General features: G+C 35.6%; 19 protein-coding genes. 10 read left to right on the top strand and 9 right to left on the bottom strand.

Annotation, left to right across the window (positions count from 1 at the left end):
* Positions 1 to 2: 2 nt before the first annotated feature.
* Both minE and B0X80_RS09950 read left to right on the top strand, forming a co-directional pair.
* Complete coding sequence (gene minE / locus B0X80_RS09955) at positions 3 to 266, top strand: cell division topological specificity factor MinE (protein ID WP_077339931.1); 264 nt, start codon at positions 3 to 5, stop codon at positions 264 to 266.
* A 189-nt stretch (positions 267 to 455) separates the two neighbouring features.
* The gene (locus B0X80_RS09950) at positions 456 to 707 is read left to right on the top strand and encodes an HP1242/YdcH family protein (RefSeq protein ID WP_077339930.1); all 252 of its coding nucleotides are present in this window, start codon (positions 456 to 458) and stop codon (positions 705 to 707) included.
* Between the two features lie 144 nt (positions 708 to 851).
* Here B0X80_RS09950 and B0X80_RS09945 read toward each other — a convergent pair whose 3' ends face one another.
* From B0X80_RS09945 to rho, 5 genes are all read right to left on the bottom strand, one after another.
* Positions 852 to 1,292 carry a GNAT family N-acetyltransferase gene (locus B0X80_RS09945; RefSeq protein ID WP_245825431.1) on the bottom strand — a complete coding sequence of 147 codons (441 nt, stop codon included), beginning with the start codon at positions 1,290 to 1,292 and terminating at the stop codon, positions 852 to 854.
* Between the two features lie 69 nt (positions 1,293 to 1,361).
* Complete coding sequence (arfA, locus tag B0X80_RS09940; protein WP_077339929.1) at positions 1,362 to 1,559, bottom strand: alternative ribosome rescue factor ArfA; 198 nt, start codon at positions 1,557 to 1,559, stop codon at positions 1,362 to 1,364.
* Positions 1,560 to 1,673: 114 nt separating this feature from the next.
* The gene (gene fre, locus B0X80_RS09935; RefSeq protein WP_077339928.1) at positions 1,674 to 2,369 is read right to left on the bottom strand and encodes an NAD(P)H-flavin reductase; all 696 of its coding nucleotides are present in this window, start codon (positions 2,367 to 2,369) and stop codon (positions 1,674 to 1,676) included.
* Positions 2,370 to 2,460: 91 nt separating this feature from the next.
* Entirely contained in the window at positions 2,461 to 3,954 is a 1,494-nt protein-coding gene (gene ubiD / locus B0X80_RS09930) for a 4-hydroxy-3-polyprenylbenzoate decarboxylase (RefSeq protein ID WP_077339927.1), read from the bottom strand.
* A gap of 85 nt (positions 3,955 to 4,039) precedes the next feature.
* Positions 4,040 to 5,299 carry a transcription termination factor Rho gene (gene rho, locus B0X80_RS09925; protein ID WP_077339925.1) on the bottom strand — a complete coding sequence of 420 codons (1,260 nt, stop codon included), beginning with the start codon at positions 5,297 to 5,299 and terminating at the stop codon, positions 4,040 to 4,042.
* Between the two features lie 252 nt (positions 5,300 to 5,551).
* Between rho and rhlB the strand changes: the two genes are divergently transcribed.
* Positions 5,552 to 6,814 (top strand): ATP-dependent RNA helicase RhlB, encoded by a 1,263-nt coding sequence (gene rhlB / locus B0X80_RS09920; protein WP_077339923.1) that lies wholly within the window; start codon positions 5,552 to 5,554, stop codon positions 6,812 to 6,814.
* 6 nt (positions 6,815 to 6,820) lie between these two features.
* On the top strand, positions 6,821 to 8,323 hold the full coding sequence (locus tag B0X80_RS09915; RefSeq protein ID WP_077339922.1) for a Ppx/GppA phosphatase family protein: 1,503 nt from the start codon (positions 6,821 to 6,823) through the stop codon (positions 8,321 to 8,323).
* A gap of 106 nt (positions 8,324 to 8,429) precedes the next feature.
* Here the strand turns inward: B0X80_RS09915 and B0X80_RS09910 are convergent, their stop codons facing one another.
* Positions 8,430 to 8,681 carry a hypothetical protein gene (locus B0X80_RS09910; RefSeq protein ID WP_076417532.1) on the bottom strand — a complete coding sequence of 84 codons (252 nt, stop codon included), beginning with the start codon at positions 8,679 to 8,681 and terminating at the stop codon, positions 8,430 to 8,432.
* Positions 8,682 to 8,903: 222 nt separating this feature from the next.
* Between B0X80_RS09910 and tesB the strand changes: the two genes are divergently transcribed.
* On the top strand, positions 8,904 to 9,761 hold the full coding sequence (tesB, locus tag B0X80_RS09905) for an acyl-CoA thioesterase II (RefSeq protein WP_077339921.1): 858 nt from the start codon (positions 8,904 to 8,906) through the stop codon (positions 9,759 to 9,761).
* 49 nt (positions 9,762 to 9,810) lie between these two features.
* On the opposite strand, the gene B0X80_RS09900 is transcribed toward tesB, so the two are convergent.
* The gene (locus tag B0X80_RS09900) at positions 9,811 to 11,061 is read right to left on the bottom strand and encodes a mechanosensitive ion channel family protein (RefSeq protein ID WP_077339920.1); all 1,251 of its coding nucleotides are present in this window, start codon (positions 11,059 to 11,061) and stop codon (positions 9,811 to 9,813) included.
* Positions 11,062 to 11,094: 33 nt separating this feature from the next.
* On the bottom strand, positions 11,095 to 11,985 hold the full coding sequence (locus tag B0X80_RS09895) for an acyltransferase (protein ID WP_077339919.1): 891 nt from the start codon (positions 11,983 to 11,985) through the stop codon (positions 11,095 to 11,097).
* Positions 11,986 to 12,451: 466 nt separating this feature from the next.
* Here B0X80_RS09895 and proB point away from each other — a divergent pair, with 466 nt between their 5' ends.
* From proB to B0X80_RS09880, 3 genes are read left to right on the top strand one after another with little or no spacing between them, the layout of a single operon-like run.
* Positions 12,452 to 13,555 (top strand): glutamate 5-kinase, encoded by a 1,104-nt coding sequence (proB, locus tag B0X80_RS09890; RefSeq protein ID WP_077339918.1) that lies wholly within the window; start codon positions 12,452 to 12,454, stop codon positions 13,553 to 13,555.
* A gap of 57 nt (positions 13,556 to 13,612) precedes the next feature.
* On the top strand, positions 13,613 to 14,875 hold the full coding sequence (locus tag B0X80_RS09885) for a glutamate-5-semialdehyde dehydrogenase (protein ID WP_077339917.1): 1,263 nt from the start codon (positions 13,613 to 13,615) through the stop codon (positions 14,873 to 14,875).
* Between the two features lie 39 nt (positions 14,876 to 14,914).
* On the top strand, positions 14,915 to 16,330 hold the full coding sequence (locus B0X80_RS09880; protein ID WP_077339916.1) for a DUF1570 domain-containing protein: 1,416 nt from the start codon (positions 14,915 to 14,917) through the stop codon (positions 16,328 to 16,330).
* A gap of 31 nt (positions 16,331 to 16,361) precedes the next feature.
* On the opposite strand, the gene B0X80_RS09875 is transcribed toward B0X80_RS09880, so the two are convergent.
* Positions 16,362 to 17,252, bottom strand: coding sequence for a LysR substrate-binding domain-containing protein (locus B0X80_RS09875; protein WP_077339915.1), 891 nt, complete (start codon positions 17,250 to 17,252; stop codon positions 16,362 to 16,364).
* Positions 17,253 to 17,427: 175 nt separating this feature from the next.
* Here B0X80_RS09875 and B0X80_RS09870 point away from each other — a divergent pair, with 175 nt between their 5' ends.
* Positions 17,428 to 17,871, top strand: coding sequence for a DoxX family protein (locus B0X80_RS09870; RefSeq protein WP_077339914.1), 444 nt, complete (start codon positions 17,428 to 17,430; stop codon positions 17,869 to 17,871).
* Positions 17,872 to 17,898: 27 nt separating this feature from the next.
* Positions 17,899 to 18,849: a glutathione S-transferase family protein gene (locus B0X80_RS09865; RefSeq protein ID WP_077339913.1), complete on the top strand. Its 951-nt coding sequence runs from the start codon at positions 17,899 to 17,901 to the stop codon at positions 18,847 to 18,849.
* The last annotated feature ends 23 nt before the right edge of the window (positions 18,850 to 18,872 follow it).

Below are 18,872 nucleotides of genomic sequence, written 5' to 3'. Positions count from 1 at the left end.
ACATGTCGCTTTTAGATTATTTTCGAAGTAAAAAAACTACGCAAACCGCTCAAACGGCAAAAGAGCGACTTCAAATTATTGTTGCTCACGAGCGTGGACAACGTAATAGTCCTGATTATTTACCTGCAATGAAGCAAGATATTATTGATGTTATCCGTCGATATGTACCCATTGATTCAGATCAGGTCACGGTTAATCTAGACAATAAAAATGATAATTTAAGCGTATTAGAACTTAACATTACTTTACCTGACGATAAACGCTAAACATCGAACATTAAGTAAAGATTCTAATACCGTTAGAATTATAAGGGGGGTTATACCAAGGGGTATCCCCCTTTTTTTATGCGCAAAATTGGCTATAAAACATTCATTAAAGTTGCGCCAGATCAATACATAATAACAATGGAGGAATACACTTAACATTAAAGAACAGCAAGTAAACAAGGATATATTATGACATTACAAAAACATGATCTGCACCACGAATTCCCTGAATACAGTAAAGAAATTCATCATTTAAAAATGACGAACAACCACTTCGCTAAACTCTTTAACGAATATCATGAACTCAATAATGAGGTTGTTAAAATTGAGCAAGGAGTCGAAAATACCTCTGATGAGTATTTAGACCAACAAAAAATCAAACGTTTAAGCTTAAAAGATGCGTTGTTTTCCATTATAAAAAAAGAACAAGTTTCAGCTTAGCCCCATTTAAAAAGGAGTACAGTTTGCACTCCTTTTTACTTTTAGCCAGTAATATTTACGGGTTAAGTTTATACAAAACATGCTCAAGTAAAGGGCTGTTTAAGGATGATTAAAGGTATTGCCTGTATTTTCCATTCCAATACGCTACATCACTTTCTCTGAGGGCTTATTTCGCTTAGCCGTAAAAGATACAACTTCTTTGAGTTTTAGCTCATTAAAAGCAAACTCAAGTGACTTTTTAGCTGCCTCTGTTGCATAGCCTTTATGCCAATATTGACTATCGAAACGCCAACCAATTTCAACAGCGGACGAAAATGGTAAACATTCAGGCGCTTGTTTTAAACCTGTAAAACCAATAAATTGATTACTCTGCTTTTCTTCAACAGCCCAAAAGCCCCAGCCTTTATCATCAATAAAAGCAGCTAGTTTATTTGCTATAGCGTTACTCTCATCTTGAGTTAATAGCTGAGGAAAGTATTTCATCATCTTTGCACAGGCATTCATTTGTGCAAAGGGCTTAAGATCGCTAGCTCGCCATTGCCTTAGTAATAGTCTTTGGGTATGAAGTTCAATTGGGTTTGGCATACGTAAACTAGATTTAAATAAAAATCCGGCATAAAGAGTCTTATTTAATAGCAACTTAGCTTAAAGTTATTAAGCAGCTATTAAATAAGACTCTTGGCCTTTATTCGAAAATTTAGCTTTACGTTGATATGCACCTTTACCTTTTTTAGGTTGAACAATTTGCTGTTTGTAAAGTTTAGAGGTAACCATAGCAGCTAAAAAATTATCTTTGATAGTGCCTCGTCCTAGCTCAACTTGAGCTTTATTAGTTTGTTTTTTACCTTTCATTTTATTTCTCTTTTAGTTTAAATTTAATACAAAAAATGCGCGCGTAATAACCTCGGTTATTACGCGCGCATTCTAGGCGCATAGTTTTAAAAAAGCTATAATAATTTTTAACTATTAGATGTAAGCGAAAGCATCCGCAAACATATTGTCTTTATTGACACCGCGCGCAACAAAGTCATCTCTTACTACCCCTACCATTTCAAAGCGGCCAGCAAGATAAATATCGTAATCTTCTAGGTTTTTAATATCATTCATTACCACTTTATGAACCATACCTACTTTGCCAGTCCAGTCATCGTGTGGCGTTTCAACTACCGTATGAAACTCACCTTCATTTAGCTTAGCGATAATGGCAGCTGATTCGTCTAATTCATAACAAGCGCTAGGCTCTCGAAGCCCCCAATAAACAATAACTTTTCTTGAAGACTGTTCTTGAGATAAGTACTCAAACATAGATTTGATATAAGAAAACCCTGTACCGCCTGCAATTAATAATAAAGGTTTAGTACTTTCTTCACGTAATTGCGCATTACCCAGTGGTAATTCAACTGTGACTTCTTTATTATTTTTAATATGTTCGATCACTTGCATAGGGTAGCTATCTGCAGAAAAAGCACCTATTTGTAATTCAATCAATTCGTTATTTGGTGAACTTGCGATAGAAAAAGGTCGCTTGTCATCATCACTCAAGACAAAATTTAAATATTGCCCTGGCATAAAATTTACTGCTTGTTCAGGTTTTAACAAAACCTTATATACATAGGGAGTAAGTGCTTCTAATGAAGCGACCTGGCACTTAATTACATTCATTTGTTAAACCTTAACCACTTAAAATACTCATATCATTAATCAATTTTTTGATGAAATCAGTATAGAACCTATAAATAATGACCTTAGTCACTTATGTGTTTTTTTCTTCGTTTGTATCGCCGAATATATTTAGCTCATCCCATAAGCCATCAACTTCGTCTTTAATTGCTTCTGTCATCACGATAGGTTCTCCCCATTCGCGATTGGTTTCACCAGGCCATTTGTTGGTGGCATCTAATCCCATTTTAGAACCTAAACCAGAAACAGGAGAGGCAAAGTCTAAATAGTCGATAGGTGTGTTTTCAATCATCACGGTGTCACGGCTTGGATCCATGCGTGTAGTCATAGCCCAAATCACATCTTTCCAATCTCGCGCATTTATATCGTCGTCACACACAATAACAAATTTAGTGTACATAAATTGACGTAAGAATGACCAAACCCCCATCATGACACGCTTAGCATGACCCGCATATTGCTTCTTGATGGTTACTACAGCTAAACGATACGAACAGCCTTCTGGCGGTAAGTAAAAGTCTTGAATTTCAGGAAATTGCTTTTGTAAAATAGGCACAAATACTTCATTTAAAGCTACACCTAAAATAGCAGGCTCATCAGGCGGTCTACCTGTGTATGTACTATGGTAAATAGGATCTTTACGATGCGTAATATGCGTTACCGTAAATACTGGGAAATTGTCCACTTCATTGTAATAACCGGTGTGATCACCATAAGGACCTTCAGGCGCTATTTCATCGGGATCTAAATAGCCTTCCAATATAATTTCGGCAGTAGCAGGTACTTCTAAATTATTACTAATACATTTGGCTACTTCTGTTTTACTGCCACGTAACAATCCAGCAAAAGCATATTCGGACAAGGTATCAGGTACTGGAGTTACCGCACCCAAAATAGTAGCAGGATCAGCCCCTAAAGCGACAGATACAGGAAATTTTTCACCCGGATGTTCTTTTTTCCATTCTTGAAAATCTAATGCACCACCACGATGAGATAACCAACGCATAATTAGCTTATTTTTACCCAATAACTGCTGACGATAAATACCGAGGTTTTGGCGTTCTTTATGAGGGCCACGTGTAACTGTTAAACCCCACGTAATAAGTGGAGCAACATCGCCAGGCCAACAGGTTTGAATAGGTAAAGCTGTTAAATCTACATCATCACCTTCAATAACAACTTGCTGACAAAGTGGCTTTTTAACCACTTTAACGGGCATATTTAATACTTGTTTATATACAGGTATTTTTGATAATGCGTCTCTAAAACCTTTTGGCGGCTCTGGCTCTTTTAGCATCGCCAACAGCTTACCAACCTCTCTTAAAGCATTAACATCAGGTTGCCCCATAGCTAAAGCAACACGCTCTGGAGTACCAAAGAGATTTGTTAATACGGGAATGGTATGACCCACAGGATTTTCAAATAATAGTGCCGGACCACCTAAGCGTAATGTTCTATCACTTATTTCGGTCATGGCTAATTCAGTCGATATCGGTTTAGATATACGTTTAAGTTGACCTATTTTTTCTAATTGCGCTATAAAGTCACGCAAGTCACTGTATTTCATAAAAATAAACTTATAGTAAAGAGTGAGCTATTTAAAAACGAAAACGCCAGCAATTAATGCTGGCGTATTAACAAATGAATCAGTGTTATTTTCTTTTCATTGAATCGAAAAACTCATTATTTGTTTTGGTCATGGCCAGCTTATCAATCATAAACTCCATGGCATCAATCTCGCCCATTTCGTGAACTATTTTGCGTAAAATCCACATTTTTTGTAGTTCATCAGGCTTAGTGAGTAATTCTTCACGACGAGTACCACTGCGATTAAAGTGAATTGCTGGGAATACACGTTTTTCAGCAATTTTACGAGAAAGATGTAATTCCATATTACCCGTACCTTTAAACTCTTCGTAAATAACTTCGTCCATTTTAGAACCCGTATCTACAAGAGCTGTAGCGATAATAGTTAAACTACCACCTTCTTCAATTTTACGAGCTGCACCAAAAAATCGTTTTGGACGATGTAATGCATTAGCATCAACACCACCAGTAAGGATTTTACCTGACGAAGGAATTACCGTGTTGTAAGCACGTGCTAAACGGGTAATTGAATCTAATAAAATAACAACGTCTTTTTTATGCTCAACTAAACGTTTAGCTTTTTCAATTACCATTTCGGCTACTTGAACGTGACGACTTGCTGGTTCATCAAAAGTAGAAGCGATAACTTCGCCTTTAACCAAGCGTTGCATTTCAGTTACTTCTTCAGGACGTTCATCAATAAGTAATACCATTAATTCGCAGTCAGGATTATTGTGGGCAATACTTTGCGCAATATTTTGTAATAAAAGCGTTTTACCTGCTTTAGGTGGAGCAACAATAAGCCCACGTTGACCTTTACCTATAGGTGAAGCTAAATCTAAAACTCGTGCTGTAATATCTTCTGTAGAACCATTACCACGTTCCATGGTTAAACGGCCGATAGGGTGGATAGGAGTTAGGTTTTCAAAAAGGATTTTATTGCGAGTGTTTTCAGGACGGTCAAAATTTACTTCGTTAACTTTTAAGAGGGCAAAATAACGTTCGCCGTCTTTGGGTGGTCGAATCTTTCCGTGAATACTATCACCTGTACGCATACTAAAGCGTCTAATTTGACTCGGTGATACATATATATCGTCTGGTCCAGCTAAGTACGATGAGTCAGCAGAACGTAAGAAACCAAATCCATCTTGTAGTATTTCTAATACGCCACCGCCAAATATGTCTTCACCACTTTTGGCATGTGATTTTAAAATAGCAAAAATAATATCTTGTTTACGAGTACGAGCTAAATGCTCTAGCTTCATTGATTCGGCTAATTCAACCAATTCACTGATTGATTTTTCTTTAAGTTCGGTAAGATTCATATTAGGAGGTTCTTAAACTAGTTTTACGTTGTGATACACAATGTATTTTGCGATAAACGATTAGGGTTGGAGTTGTTAAGGTATTCTTGAAGAACAAATTTAGCACTATTTTATAAATAGGTAAAGGAAGATCCTATTTATCGCCATATTTTTTGAATATTATGGTAAAAAATCAACTATATTGTATATTTTATCACTTGAAAGACTTCAATACTGTTTTTTATTAATCAACGAACCTGTTAAGCTAGCGCCATGAAAAAAACACACTTATCAGAAATAAAGTTCTCAGAACTTGATCTTGCGCCGCAAGTAATAGAAGGCCTCAATCAAATGGGGTTTGAATACTGCACATCCATTCAAGCTAAATCATTGCCTGTATTAGTAAAAGGTACTGACATTGCAGGCCAAGCACAAACAGGCGAAGGGAAAACTATTGCCTTTTTGGCAGCCACTTTCCATACCTTACTCAGTAAACCTAAACCTGAACATAATCAGCCTCGTGCATTAATCATGGCTCCAACACGTGAATTAGCGATTCAAATACATCGAGACGCTATCGAAATGGCAAAAGCAAGCGGCTTAAAAGTAGCGGTTGTTTACGGTGGTGAAGGTTATGAATCACAACGCCAAGAATTAGAAAACGGTGTTGATATTCTTATTGGAACTTGTGGCCGTTTACTCGACTACTTAAAACAAGGGATATACAACTTAGGCAATATTGAAGTTATTGTACTTGATGAAGCAGATCGCATGTTCGATTTAGGCTTTATTAAAGATATCCGCTATATGTTCAATAAAATGCCTCCGGCAACTGAACGTTTAAGCATGCTATTTTCAGCAACACTATCTTTTAGAGTAAAAGAATTAGCATTCGAACATATGAATGATCCTGTTAGCGTTGAAGTAGAGCCGGATCAAAAAACTAATATTCGCATCTCTGAAGAGCTATTTTATCCTTCAAATGAAGATAAAATGCGACTATTACAAACTTTACTTGAAGAAGAATGGCCAGAAAAAGCCATTATATTTGCTAATACAAAACATGTTTGTGAAAGATTACATGCCCACTTAGATGCTGATGGTATACGTGTTGGCCTATTAACTGGTGATGTACCACAAAATAAGCGCTTGAAAATTCTTGAGCGATTTACCAACGGGCAATTAGACGTTTTAGTCGCAACGGATGTTGCCGCGCGTGGTTTACATATACCACTAGTAACCCATGTTTTTAACTACGACTTACCTGACGATTGTGAAGATTATGTTCATCGCATAGGTAGAACTGGTAGAGCTGGAGCTTCGGGACAAGCGATTAGTTTTGCTTGTGAAGATTCAGTATTTAACTTACCGGCGATTGAAACTTATATTGAACATTCGCTACCCGTAAGTAAATATGATCCAGAATCATTAATTACAGATTTTCCAACACCAAAACCAGTGATTCGTCGCCATAAGCCGCATAATGGTGGTCAAAACAGAGGACGTTCACAATATAATAAGGCTCGTAGAAGTTAATTATTTATGACAATGTCTCCTTTATATGCCGTTCTCGACTTAGGGTCTAACAGTTTTCATATGTTAATAACTCGGTTAGTTGCTAATAGTGTACAAACCGTAGATAAAGTTAAAAGAAAAGTACGTTTAGCATCAGGATTAAACCATAAAAATAAACTCAGTAACGAAGCCATGTTACGCGGTTTAGAATGTTTACATTTTTTTGCTGAACGCCTACAAGATATCCCACCTGATAATATTAGAATTGTTGCCACAGCGACGCTAAGGTTGGCAACTAACTCCCAAGAATTTATTGATAAAGCAGAAAAAGTACTGGGACGTAAAATTATCGTACTCTCAGGCTTACAAGAAGCAGAGAATATTTATCTGGGTGTTGCTCATACAAGTGCGAGTGAAGACAAAAGACTGGTTTTAGATATAGGTGGAGCCAGCACAGAACTCATTGTTGGCAACGCTTTTGATGCTATTAAAGTGTCTAGCGTAAATATGGGCTGTGTTACATTTAATCAACAATATTTTGTTGGCGGAAAATTATCAAAAAGCAATATGGAGCAGGCTAAAGAAGAAGCTAAAAAAATATTAGCACCTTTAGTTGATGAATATAAAAGTATTGGCTGGCAATCGGTTTTAAGTAGTTCAGGTATTATTCAAGCTCTCGCTGAAATTCTTCGTGCTAACCATCAACCGGCTATTATTGCACTGTCTTTTTTATATTCTTTAGAAAGTGCATTAATTAATAGTAAAAATATTGATAATGTTTCTATTACAGGCTTAACCCTTGATAGACAGCCTGTTTTTGCGAGCGGTTTAGCTATACTGATTGCCGTATTTGAAGCTTTAGATATTACAGAATTACAATTGTCGAGTGGTGCATTACGCGAAGGCTTATTATATGAAATGCTTCCTAACATGCGCCAAATTAACATTAGACAGCGTACTGTAAACTCTCTGGCTGAAAGATTTCACGTAGACAAAGAACATGCTTCACGCGTATCAAACCAAGCGCAAGTTATTTTTGACAGCTTTAGCGAGCACTTGCCATTAAAGAAAGATAATAGCTTTAAATTATTATTAGCGAGCTGTGCATTACATGAAATAGGTTTACTGCTCGAATTTAAAAATCAACAAGAGCATGGTGCTTATATTATAAAGAATGCCGATTTACCGGGATTTGACCAAATTGATAAACAATTACTTGCCACCTTTATCCAACTACAAAAGTCGAATATTGATTTAAGTAAATTAAAAGAACAAACGGCTACAAGCTATAAAAACGCCTGTTATTTATTGATTATATTTAGATTGGCGATTATTTTTTGTCAAAGACGAAATGACAATGAACTTCCAACAATTACTACTAATATTTGTAATCGAAATATCTCTATACGCTTACCGCAAAAGTGGTTGAAATCTCACCCATTAATGATAGATGAACTCACACAAGAAAGCTTATATTTAGGGACTTTAGGTGTATCGTTAACTCTATTAGATGATCTCAATTTAGAATAACCAATAGTATTAATTATACCAAACGCATTAATGAATTGAGCTACTAAACGCAAAAAACGAGTATCCCTTGCGAGATACTCGTTTTTAAAAACTTTATAATTACATTTTAGCGAATTTGTATCGCTGGAGCTGTATTAATTTCTCCGTCTGATGATATTGTTGCTGCGTTATTGTCACACAATAATACGGCCACACTGCCATCTTGTTGCTCTCGAATATAAGCGAGATCGTAACCAAATTGTGTCAAGCTGCTCGCAGCAAATTTTTGCGCTAATGATAGCTTATCCCACAAAGTTGACTGATCTTCTACACTTACTCTCCTTTCTAGTAACGCCTCCCTTTCTAAAATCGCCTGCATAATTAACCTCTTTACGATAAAAAACTAGAAAAGTTTTGTTCATTAATCTTACCGTACGCGAGTTTAATTTTTTATGCAACTGTTTAAATTTTAAACTAACAATAATTTTACCAACAAATAACATTTTTTTTACATTCGTTTGATTGCTATGTATTTCCATGTATAAATTATGAAAAACACTAAGTATAATCACGATATTATTTATGTATGGATTTGTATTTTATGGGCCAAGTATTAACAGAACTCGTTTCTTTATTGCAGTTAGAGAAAATAGAAGATGGTATCTATAGAGGTCAGTCTCAAGATCTAGGTTTTAAAGCTTTATTTGGTGGCCAGGTTATGGGGCAAGCCGTATCTGCAGCACAGGAAACTGTTGCAGAAGATAGAGTCATACATTCACTACATTCATACTTTTTGAGAGCAGGTGATGCAAATAAACCCGTTGTTTACGAAGTAGAGAACCTACGAGATGGTAGGAGTTTTAACACCCGAAGAATTAAAGCCATTCAAAATGGTAAACCAATATTTTATATGACGGCTTCATTTCAAGTGACAGAGAAAGGTTTTGAACATCAAGATCTTATGCCAAGCGTACCGGGACCTGATGACGTTAAGTCGTATAACGATTTTATTTTTGATCACCAAGAATACATACCTGAAAGTATTCGTGGGAAATTTTTAGCCGAGAAGCCCATCGAAGTTAGACCCGTGCAAGAATACAACTGGGTACATCCAGAAAAGTCAGATCCACTTTGCCAAATGTGGATAAAAGCAAATGGTTCATTGTCTGATGATCCACGCACACACTTTTGCATGTTAGCTTACTGTTCCGATTTCCAGTTTTTAACAACGTCTTTAATGCCGCATGCTGCTAGCCATTGGCACCCTAACTTTCAAATAGCTTCAGTTGATCACGCGATGTGGTTTCATCGCCCTTTTAAAATAGATGAATGGTTACTGTATTCTACTGATAGCCCATCGGCTTGTGGCGGAAGAGGTTTAGTAAAAGGACAAATCTATAATCAAAAAGGTGAGTTAGTTGCATCCACGATGCAAGAAGGTGTGATAAGACAACGCTAGTTGTCTCAGTGGTTACTTGTAAAATAATAAGTAACCACATTTATTAACTTTAATCTTTATCGACAATTTTACGCCAATCATTACCCGTGGGGTGCTGAAAAATACGCAAACCAAATAATGGCGCCATAGCAAATATATGATCAAAAATATCTGCTTGAATATTTTCATATCTCGCCCAATTTTGATCATTACTAAAACAATACAGTTCTAATGGAATACCTGACTCTGTTGAAGCTAGCTGCCTCACCATACAAGTCATTTCATTATGTACTTTAGGATGTTGCTTTAAATAGGCCTCAATATAAGCTCTGAATGTACCTATATTAGTTAACTGTCTACTATTCGTTATATCGTTAGGATCTAAATTTAATGCTAAACAAGATTCATGTATCTCTGCTTTTTTTTCTGCTAAATACTTAGCCAACAATTTAATTTTAGCTAACGCTTCTAATTCACTGCTTTGATAAAATTTAACACTATTAATATCTATAATAACCGAGCGCTTAATACGTCGACCACCCGAATGTATCATACCGCGCCAGTTTCTAAACGAACCGCTGATCAGCGCATAAGTAGGAACCGTAGTGATCGTATTATCAAAGTTTTTTACTTTTACGGTATTTAGGCCTATTTCAAGTACATCACCATCAGCTCCATATTTAGGAAGTTCAATCCAGTCGCCTGGCGCTACCATTTTATTCGCTGATATTTGGATGCTGGCTACTAGGCCTTTGATCGTGTCTTGAAACACTAATAAAAGTACAGCCGTTAACGCACCTAAACCACTCAACAAGTAAAAAGGAGATTTACCTAAAATGAAAGAAATCGCTAAAATACTCGCAACTAAATAAACAATAAGTTTAATAACTTGTATTGAAGAATTTAAGGGTAAATATCGCTCTCTCGCTGTTCGGGTGTACGAGCTTTTAATCACATTTAATAATGAATCAATACAACGAGCTACTTGAAAACTAATGGCTATTTTTGCAAAGGTTAAAAAGAAATGTCCAAGTAAACTTTCAGGGTCTAAAAAGTGAGGCGTTAAAAACCATAAAAATAAGAAAGGAGTTAATAGAGCGATACGGGAAAATACATTATGTTCAAGCAATAAATCATCTAATGTATTTTTTGAATGCTCGACTATCTTATGGATCATCACCAACAACTGGTGCTTTGACAGATAATAACTAACGCCACACAAAATAAAAATAAGTGCCGTGCCTACCCAAGCAGTTGCATACGGAAGATATTCTACACCTACATTTTGTTTAACTAACCAAGCACTTATCACTTCTATCATAAAACAACCTTGTTTAAATTTTAAATGATGATTTTATTTTTTATTTAACATGGAAAACACTGCGTCTTTATCTTCCCACATTTGATTTACATGTTTTTGAAAACTAATTTTAAACGCTCTGTCATTAAAGTAATCCCCCTTTAATTCTTGCGCTACATCAGTTGTTTCAATTTTTACTCTAACTTCTTTTACATTACCACAAACAAAATCGTAAAAACTTGGAATACCATCGGGGTAAACAATGGTTATGTTTACTATTTTAGTTAAATGCTCTCCCATGGCATCAAGTACAAACCCAATACCACCTGCCTTAGGTTTTAGTAAATGCTGATAAGGTGATTTCTGCTTTTTATGTTTTGCAGGAGTAAATCGCGTACCTTCAATAAAGCTCATAACACTCACAGGCTTATATTTAAACTTTTCACACGATTTACGAGTTGTTTTTATATCTTCACCTTTTAGGTGAGGATTCTTTTTCAAGAAAGCTTGGCTGTGTCTTTTCATAAAAGGAAAATCGAGCGCCCACCAAGCTATCCCTAAAAAAGGAACATAAATGAGTTCTTTTTTTAAGAAAAATTTTAAAAAAGGTATGTTGCCGTGAAGTACTCTTTGTAGAATTAATATGTCGACCCAGCTTTGATGATTACATAAAACTAAGTACCACTCGCGCATACTTAAACCATTCAAACCTTCTACGTTAATGTCTACTCTATAGAATATTTTTTGATTAATCGTATTAAGAGCAACCCAATTACTTGCCATTTGATCTAACAAATAACTAAAGAAAGTACGCGAAATTTTTAGAGGAATAAGGGCTTTTAATAACGAAAAAACAATAATAGGAATTAACCAAAATAATGTATTAACCACATACATTAAAAACGAAAAAACACAAATAACAATAGACGGTAAAAAATTTAACATAATCCTACTCTATAAAACCTTAAACATACTTTAGCTCTCAAAAAAAACATCGCCAATAAAACCTGATTTTGAGTACTTAGCCTTTAATATACATTTACTAATGCACAAACACATTCAATGAAATAATAGTTTATATAAATTTTTTCGTTTTAACCAACATTAAAGGCTTTAAAGGCTATATTTACTTGTTGTAAAAACGATCAAATAAAAAATAAGTACAGTATTTTACGCTTAAATACGAAATATCATCATAATAAAATACGATGCTTAAGCATTTTATGGACTAAAGGCATTAAAAATACCTTTCTTATCTAAAAAGCCGTAAAAAGTTCATTGCATATTTATAAGGATTTAGTCATTCTACACATGAAACTGTTGATATTTATAAATACACTTTTTTTCAAAAAAACAATTAAAGCGTTATACAATAAAATTAATGGTCTCATATATCAATACGGGAGAACTAATGAAATTCAATCGCGCTGTAATTAAAGTTGGAAGTGCGCTGGTAGCACCTGATAATAAAGGATGTAGCGGTAAGCATATACTTGCTATCGCCCGTTTTATTACTGAGTGTAATCAAGCAGGTAAAGAAATTATTCTAGTATCGTCTGGGAGTGTAGCTGCTGGGCGTAAACTTATTCAGCATGGATCTCCTGTTCCCTCTATTCCCGTAAAACAAGCTATGGCTTCTGTTGGCCAAATGCAGATGATGGCAAATTGGCAACGTTTTTTTGATGTTCCGTGCAGTCAACTACTCATTACACACGGCGATTTAAAAGATCGAGAACGCTACATCAATATTAAAAATACACTGCGTATTTTATTAGCCAATAATATTATTCCTATTGTTAATGAAAACGATACAGTAGCAACAGATGAACTAAAAGTCGGTGATAACGATAATTTAGCAGCATTAGTAGCGCTGGTTAGCGAAGCTGATTGTTTGTTTATATTAAGTGATATTGATGGGGTTTATGATAAAAACCCTAAAACAAATCCTGACGCTGTCATGATCCCCGAGATTCAAGAAATAACACCTGAAATATATGCAATGGCAGGCAGTACAAATAATGTTATTGCCACAGGGGGAATGAAAACCAAAATTCAAGCGGCTGAAAAAGCCGTAGAAAACGGTATTGAAACTTACATTCTTAATGGAAGCGACAGCACCGTTTTTGAAAAACTACTTAAAGGCGAAAACCCTGGTACACGTTTTGTTGCAAATCAAGCCGCCACAAAAGCTAAAAAGCACTGGCTCAAACATACCTTAAAAAGTAATGGCCATGTTATGCTAGATAAAGGTGCAATAAACGCTGTTGTCAACAAAGGTGCTTCACTTTTACCTTCAGGAATAAAAAGCATTTCAGGTGGTTTTTCTGCGGGAGATTCTATCGATATTATTGATGGCGAATCAAAAAAACGAGTAGCCAAAGGAATTTGCCAATATAGCCATCGCGACTTGTCGCGCATTAAAGGTAAAAATAGCGACCAAATAGAAAGTATTTTGGGTTTTTGTCCAAGCAAAGTCGTTATCCATCGAGACGATATGGTGGTTTTATCTAAGTAAGCTGAACTCAGAATAAATTACAGACACACTTTTTGATTAATAGAATTGGTATTAAAAATGAACACTTCAACAAATTTTAATATGGCTGATATGGCTGCTCAAGCTAAAGTAGCAAGTAGAGATGTAGCACAGTTAACCACTACGCAAAAAAATCAGTTATTAACCGCAATGGCAAGTGAAATTGAAGCACAAAGCCAGTTTATTATTAATGAAAACCAAAAAGACATTGACGCTGGGCGAGCTAAAGGCTTAACCGAAGCAATGCTTGATAGGCTTTTACTCACTCCGCAACGTATTACAGATATTGCTGATGCTATTCGTGAAATTGTTACACTACAAGATCCCGTTGGCGATATTAGCAATTTATCATTACGTCCAAATGGTATGCAAGTGGGTAAAATGCGTATTCCTTTAGGCGTTATTTCAATGATTTATGAAGCGCGACCTAACGTAACCGCTGAATCAGCAGCTTTATGTATAAAATCAGGTAATGCTGTTATTTTACGCGGTGGTTCAGAAGCTATTCATAGTAATTTAGCGTTGGCTAATTGTTTACATAAAACCATGGAAGCCAACGGTATTAATAAAAATATTGTGTCTGTTATTCCAGATACCAGCCGTGAAGTGATTGAGCAATTATTAAAGCAACGCGATAATATCGATTTAGTTATTCCTCGAGGTGGTGAAGGGCTGATCCGTTACGTCACTGAAAACAGCCAAATACCTGTTATTCAGCATTTTAAAGGCGTTTGTCATTTATTTATTGATAAATTTGCTGATCTAGACAAAGCAACCAATATTTTAGTCAATGGTAAAACCCAACGTCCTAGTGCTTGTAACTCCATTGAAACGGTTTTAGTTCATAAAGATATAGCAGAACAGTTTTTACCTTTAGCAGCACAAGCTTTAAAACCAGCGAATGTAAAAATTCACGCTTGCGAACACAGTATTAAATACTTCGACAGTGCTGAACTCGCTACTAAAGACGATTTTCATGCTGAATACCTAGCACAAGAAATTGCGATTAAAATTGTTGATGGTTTTAACTCTGCAATTAATCATATTAATGAATACACTTCAGATCATACCGAGGTCATTGTTACGCAAGACACTAGCCGCAGCCAACAATTCATCAGACAAATTAACTCATCTGTTGTGATGGTAAATGCTTCGTCACGTTTTTCAGACGGTGGTCAACTTGGCTTAGGTTCTGAGATTGGAATTTCTACTAGTAAACTTCATGCGTACGGTCCTATGGGTCTGGCTTCTTTAACCACTGAAAAGTTTGTTGTTTATGGCGATGGGCAAGTTCGAGATTAATTGTCTCCGTAGTCGTTAAATTAAGGGATTTTACGTTATATGAGAATGTTGATATCAACATTAAAAAGCAGTTTGTTTTTTGTGTTTTTTATCTTTTGTTTAAACGTTAATGCAAAAGATAACAATAAAGAACAGCTGCTTTCTCACGTTAAACAATACCAAAGTCTTTTATTAGCAAATAAGTTTGAGGATGCTGCGTTTGAAGCTGAAAAAGCTTACGTATTATCCCAAACCTTATTTAAACCGACTAGTGCAAATCATATCGCTATTTCTGAAGACTATGCATTAATACTGTTACAAATAGAAAGATATAAACAAGCTATTCCGTTATTACAGTCTCTTGTTAAAATAATAGAGCAAAAGTACAGCACACATGATGAAAAGCTGATCCCTTTACTAGGAGATTTAAAGCTCGCCACTCGAAATATTGATCCTGATCTCAGCCAAGAATATGCGATACGTCAAACACAGCTATATTTACGCTATAACAGTAATGAGTATGTAGACAGCTTAAAAGGTCAATCATTAAAGTCGACCCAACAAGCCAAAAACTTAGCTAACGACTTAAGCAAAATCACAAAAAAAACGTATAAAATTATGGACGCTGGTCAATGGGATCTTATCTATAACGAAGATAGTAATTTTAATTTTAAGCAACTAGTTAAACAAATGGATATGGGTTATCGTTCAGCATTAGGCTTTCTTATTTCTTTTAATATTTTATCAAAGCCGCCTGAGGAAAAACTTAAAGCCGTATTTTTTAGTTCTCGAGCTGACTACAAAGCCTATTTAGAGCATCAAAAAGATAAAAGTGCTTCTATAGCCGCAACCAAAACAGTAGGACTATACGCAAAACATTTAAACACCTTATTCTTGTTTGACCCTCAATTAAAAAACAACGTTAAAAATAAATTCTCTGTACTTTCAACACTTCGGCACGAAATTGCGCATCAGCTCTTTTTTAACTTTGGCTTACAAAGTCGCTCAAGAAACACTGAATATCCTCGCTGGTTAGGTGAAGGATTAGCAACCTCTTTAGAATTTTACAATATAACTAAAATTTCAGGGCCGCAAACATCAAACTATTCTTTTAGACGCTTGAGTAAACTTAAAAAAAGATTACAAAAAGAGCCCTTGACCCCCATTGCTGATATTGTATCAATCCGTTTAGGATCAGAAGGCATAGCCAGCAAAAACAATCCTGATATTTATGAAGTAGGTGGGTTTCTTGTTCGGTTTTTATATGAGCATCATCCTGACGAGTTAAGAGAATATATTAAGTATTTAACTAAAACGAATCGAACTAAGCTTTCCAGACGCTCTTCCGTATTTTATCGTTATTTTGGTGATCGAGAATCATTACAACAATCATTCGACAGTTATATCACTAACCTAATCAAACATATGGATGAAAAGCGCGCTAAATATAATAAGAACAGAAAATCGGCTGAGTAGTAGGAGTCTCCGAAGTTAATTGTAACTATGTTTAATTCATATTTATGTGCGAGACTAACGACGCAAGCCCTTTGCCTTTATTCAATATTTTCCAAGCGATATATAATTGAATTTCAGGTTGTGGCTGAGCTAATGGAACAACAACAAGTTCTCCTGAATCTAGTAAATACTGAACTCTATCTGTAGGTAGAAATCCTCCACCCATCCCCGCTAATATCACTTTAATTTTTTGCTCTACGCTTGATACATAAAAATGTTCACTTTGTTCAATAAATCCCGCTGTTGTTTTAGTTACAATACTTTTTGCGCTATCGTGCACAATAATCGTTCGGTAATTTATGAGGTCATCTTGTGATATTGGTGTTGTTAGCTTGGCTAATGGGTGAGATTTATTAACACAAAAAAGCATATTTAATACGCCAAAAGGAATAGCTCTTATCCCTTTTTGAATTGGCACAGGAGCAGAAGCTCCAATCAGTAAATCAACTTCGTCATCAATTAATGCTTCCCAAGCGCCATTTAGTACTTCTTCTCGGATATCTAACTCAACGTTTGTGTGCTCATCTAAAAACACTTTAAAAGCGGGTAAAACATTATTGATATCAATAATAGAATCGAAAGCAATACGAATTTTAGGCTCCCAGCCGTTAGCTATTGTTTTTGTTTGTTCAGATATTTTGTTTATAGCGAGTAAAATATGACGACCTTCTTCCAATAAATACTTTCCTGCTGGTGTTAATACTGAGCGTCGCCCTTGCCGCTGAAATAGAGTGACATCAAGTTGCTCTTCTAACTTCTGCACAATATAAGACAAAGCTGAAGGCACCCTATTTAAATGTTCTGCAGCAGAAGCGTAACTTCCGCGTTCAGCTATAGCATCTAATACCAATAAAGATTCAATAGAAATGGAAGGAGTATTCATCGAGTTAAAACCTAAAGCAATAGAGAACACCATATTGTTCAAAAATTTTGAACAAATCAAACAAATTATCATAGTTATTTAAATAAATAATATTACCTACAATGTGTTCACTGGCTAGATAGAACCAATTAACACTATTAAGAGCCGCTTTGACTTAACTAGAGAGAATAAGATTATGACAACTTCAATTATTAAAAAATTAGTAACATCTACGCCAACCAATAGCACATTACCTTTACGTTTAATTGCTGGCATTATTTTTAGTGCACATGGCGCGCAAAAATTATTTGCTTGGTTTGGTGGTTACGGCTTAGAAGGCACAGGCCAATGGATGGATTCTATTGGATTATCGCCAGGTTATTTTATGGCTTTAGGTGCAGGTAGTGCCGAGTTTTTTGGCGGACTTTTATTACTGTTAGGTTTATTTACCAGAGCATCCGGCGCGGTTTTAGCATTTACCATGATTATTGCCATATTTAGTGTTCATTTTACCAATGGTTTATTTATGAGTAACAACGGTTACGAATTTGCCTTAGCTTTATTAGGAATGAGTTTAGCTTTAGCGATTCAAGGTGGTGGAAAATACGCTTTAGACAATGTTATCGCTAAAAAGCTGTAATTTATTCAATAAACTAGGAGAAAAATTATGGGATTAATCGTTAACGGTAAATGGGTCGACCAATGGTACGACACAGAAGCGAGTAAAGGTGAGTTTGTGCGACAAGATAGCCGCTTTCGTCATCAAATATCGGCAGATCCAAGTAGCCAATATTATGCAGAAAAAGACAGATATCATTTATATGTATCTCTTGCTTGCCCATGGGCACATCGCACGCTTATTTTTAGAAAATTAAAGCAGTTAGAAGATATTATCTCAGTCAGTGTTGTTAAGCCTGAAATGTTAGATAACGGATGGGAGTTTGGTGAAAAGGGTGATCCGCTATATCAATTAGATTATGCCTATCAGCTTTACCTAAAAGCAGCACCAGATTATCAAGGTAGAGTAACTGTACCTATTTTGTGGGATAAAAAAACGCAAACTATTGTTAATAACGAGTCTATTGAAATTATTAGAATGTTTAATACCGCATTTAATGACTTAACAGGTAATAGCGATAATTATTACCCTGATTCTTTACAAGAACAAATTGAAGCCGTAAACGAGCGAATTTATCACACCGTGAATAACGGCGTTTACCGAGCCGGTTTTGCTACAACTCAAGCAGCTTACGAAGAAGCCTATTACGAATTGTTTGATAGCTTAGATTGGTTAGAACAACATTTATCGACAAACCGTTACCTTGTTGGTGAACATCTTACTGAAGCTGATTGGCGCTTATTTACAACGCTTGTTCGGTTTGACGCGGTATATCACGGACACTTTAAATGTAATAAGCAAAAACTTAGCGAATATCACCATATTTATAATTACGTTAAAGCGTTATATCAAGTCAACGGTATTAAAGAAACGGTAGATTTGGAATATACCAAGCAACATTATTATGCGAGTCATAAAACTATTAACCCTACGCTTATTGTGCCTCTTGGCGGTATTTGTAACTTTGATGAAGCTCACGATCGCGATAGAAGTTATTAAGACATAAATTATTTTATTTAAAT

It is taken from the genome of Pseudocolwellia agarivorans (assembly GCF_002000085.1).
GTDB lineage: Bacteria > Pseudomonadota > Gammaproteobacteria > Enterobacterales > Alteromonadaceae > Pseudocolwellia > Pseudocolwellia agarivorans.
The sequence above is the reverse complement of the archived record's forward strand: the minus strand, read 5'-3'. Positions and strand labels throughout refer to the sequence as shown.